Below are 2,533 nucleotides of genomic sequence, written 5' to 3'. Positions count from 1 at the left end.
CGTCTTCAGATCCGGCAAGCCCTGAGCAAAGAAGGAGAACGCAAATGGACGCCCTGAAAGCCATGTGGCAGGCCGTTCCCCCCGCCACCCCGGACGAACTCGCCGGAGCACGGCAGCGACTGCTCCGCGGGATGCGCCCCCGGCGACGCGTCGTCACCGGCCCTCGGCTGCTGGTCGCGGCCGGAGTCGCGGCGGCGATCACCATCACACCGTTGGTCGCCGGAACCGGGCCCGCCGCCCACGCGGTGACCAGAGGCCCGGACGGCACGGTCGAGGTCACCGTCAACGAGCTGCGTGATCCCGCCGGCCTGGAGGCCAAGCTCGACGCGGTGGGCATCAAGGCCGACGTGACCTTCCTGGCCCCGGCCACGCGGTGCGCGGGCCCGCGATTCACCGGCGTGGACCGCGCCTACGGCGGGGAACCCGCCTCCAACGCGGGCGAGCTGCGTTCACTGGTGGAAGAGTCGCGATCGTACAAGGCGACCCGGGTGAAATCCGTCCGGACGATCCAGATCTTCCCGCAGTACATCAAACCGGACGAGACGCTCGTGGTGGAGTTCCGCGACAACGGGAACCCGGAGGTGCCCTGGCAGCTCGGCGCCTGGCTGGCCGAGGCGGGCACCCCCGTGAAGCCGTGCACGCCCGTCGCGGGCGCTCAGTGAAGGCCACCGCGGCCAGCTCACCACCGCTCCGCCGCCGCGCGCCCTGACCTGCGGGAAGCGACCGGCCGCCGCAGGTGTGCCTGACGGAACCCTGGCCACGGCGCTTCATCCTCCGGTGTGCCCGACAGGACCTGGCCACGGCGCTTCATCCTTCCGACCGGTGACCGGCGACCGGCGGGGTGGACGGCAGCCGGCCGAGGTGGATGGCGGCGTGCCAGTACGCCGGGTTCCCGGGCACGGTCCACGCCCGCTGCACCACCGCGCCGAGCCCGGGCACGTCCCAGGACTCCTCGCCGTACCGGCTCAGGTCCGTCAGGATCGCGTCATGCACCGCCCCGAACCGGTGCAGGAGCAGCGAGGCCGGGAGGTGCCGGCCCGCCTCCACCCCGCCGATGTTCAGCGCCTGCCCGACGGCGGGGTCCTCCCAGCGTGGATCGAGGCTCCAGTGCGGCCGACCGGCGGCGGCTTCCGTCAGCACCGCCAGGTTGATCTCGTCCCACATCAGGACGTGCGCGATGAGGTCGTGCAAGGAACGGCAGAAGTCGCCGAGCGGGCCGGAGTCCACCAGATGGTCGGCGTCGAGCTGCTGCTCGGTGAGTCCGGTGACGCGAGCGAGGAGGATGTCCCGATCGGCGCGCAGGCGGCCGATCGCCTCTTCCGGAGACAGGATCGTCATGGTGGTTCTCCCTGGATGAAGTGGTTGGGAGGGACTTCAGCACCACCGCGGCCGTCCGGCCAGCGGACTGACGAATGCGATCAATCGTGCTCAGCGCAGCAGCAGCGACAGCACGTCCTTGCCGAGCTCCTCCAGGACGTCGGCGGCGAGCCGGTACCGCACGAACCGTCCCTGACGGGCCGTGGTCGCCAGTCCCGCCGCGGCCAGGGCGCGCAGGTGCCGGTTCACCTGGGTCGGGTCGACGTTCCACAACATCGCGATCTCGCCGGCCGTCCGCGGTTCGGTGGCGATCGCCCGGGCGACCTCCAGGCGGCCCTGGTGGGCGAGGGCCTCCAGCCGTCGCCGCACCATGGCGGCGGAGGGCACGGGGAGGCCGGCGTCGACGGGATGGAGGAGAAGGAGCGGCCGGCCGGGAACGTCAGCCACGTACAGGTGGGGACGGATGAAGGTGCTGGGCACCACGACCAGCCCGCGCCGGGACACGTCATGACGGGCGGCCTGGATCTTGGCGATGCGGACGGCCACCCCGGCCGGGGCGAGCTCCATGGCGGGGTCGAGGGCGGCGAGCGCGGGCCCGGGCCCTTGCCGGGAGGCCAGGTCGGCGAAGCGTCGCGCCCGCCCGGCCAGCACCGGCCGGATCCGGGTCCACTCGGCCTCGAACCACTCCTGCCGGCTGCGACGCAGGAACGAGAGGAAATCGGCGACCGCGTCCTGCGGACGCCTGACGAGCGCTTCGACGCGGGCCGCCACCGCCGGATCTCGCGCGCGCGACCATCGGAGCGCGACCTGCCGGTCGCCCGAGGGGGCGATCGGCCGCAGCAACTGACCTGCCAGCTCCTGGACGGGCATGGCACGCAGCTGTTCGAGCCGGTCGTCGAAGCTCTCCGCCGGGGGCTCGGGGGTGACGAACGGCGTCGCTCTGATGGCCTGTGTCGTCCACCACCACGATCGGGTCCAGGCCGCCAGGTCAGGGCTCATCGCCGTGAGGATCTTCGCCACCCAGTCCTCCAGGCCGTGGTGACCGGGGTCGCGCAGGACGTGCAGCGCCGAGCCGAACTCGGTCATCGCCGATACCGCCGGCAGCAGGGACCCCGCCTGCATGCACCGGTCGAGGCCGCCACCGGACGCCTGTTCTTCGTCAACGCCACCGGCCGCGACGACTCCTGCAGCGCCTCCGTCGTCCGCTCGGCCAGCA

At 72.5% G+C, this 2,533-nt stretch carries 3 protein-coding genes; 1 reads left to right on the top strand and 2 read right to left on the bottom strand.

All coding sequences use genetic code 11. The features are described 5' to 3' along the window. Window positions 1–44 precede the first annotated feature (44 nt). Window positions 45–662 carry a hypothetical protein gene (locus tag ACWCSD_RS51450; protein WP_397159790.1) on the top strand — a complete coding sequence of 206 codons (618 nt, stop codon included), beginning with the start codon at window positions 45–47 and terminating at the stop codon, window positions 660–662. Window positions 663–807: 145 nt separating this feature from the next. Here ACWCSD_RS51450 and ACWCSD_RS51445 read toward each other — a convergent pair whose 3' ends face one another. Both ACWCSD_RS51445 and ACWCSD_RS51440 read right to left on the bottom strand, forming a co-directional pair. Continuing rightward, complete coding sequence (locus ACWCSD_RS51445) at window positions 808–1,338, bottom strand: hypothetical protein (protein ID WP_397159788.1); 531 nt, start codon at window positions 1,336–1,338, stop codon at window positions 808–810. Window positions 1,339–1,428: 90 nt separating this feature from the next. Beyond that, on the bottom strand, window positions 1,429–2,439 hold the full coding sequence (locus ACWCSD_RS51440; protein WP_449927025.1) for a DUF5937 family protein: 1,011 nt from the start codon (window positions 2,437–2,439) through the stop codon (window positions 1,429–1,431). Window positions 2,440–2,533 lie beyond the last annotated feature (94 nt).

The organism is Nonomuraea sp. NPDC001684 (assembly GCF_053596515.1).
The sequence above is the reverse complement of the archived record's forward strand: the minus strand, read 5'-3'. Positions and strand labels throughout refer to the sequence as shown.

Coding starts and splice junctions, on each gene's coding strand:
- ACWCSD_RS51450 (WP_397159790.1), top strand. CDS start 45: ATGGACGCCCTGAAAGCCATGTGGCAGGCCGTTCCCCCCGCCACCCCG.
- ACWCSD_RS51440 (WP_449927025.1), bottom strand. CDS start 2,439: ATGCAGGCGGGGTCCCTGCTGCCGGCGGTATCGGCGATGACCGAGTTC.
- ACWCSD_RS51445 (WP_397159788.1), bottom strand. CDS start 1,338: ATGACGATCCTGTCTCCGGAAGAGGCGATCGGCCGCCTGCGCGCCGAT.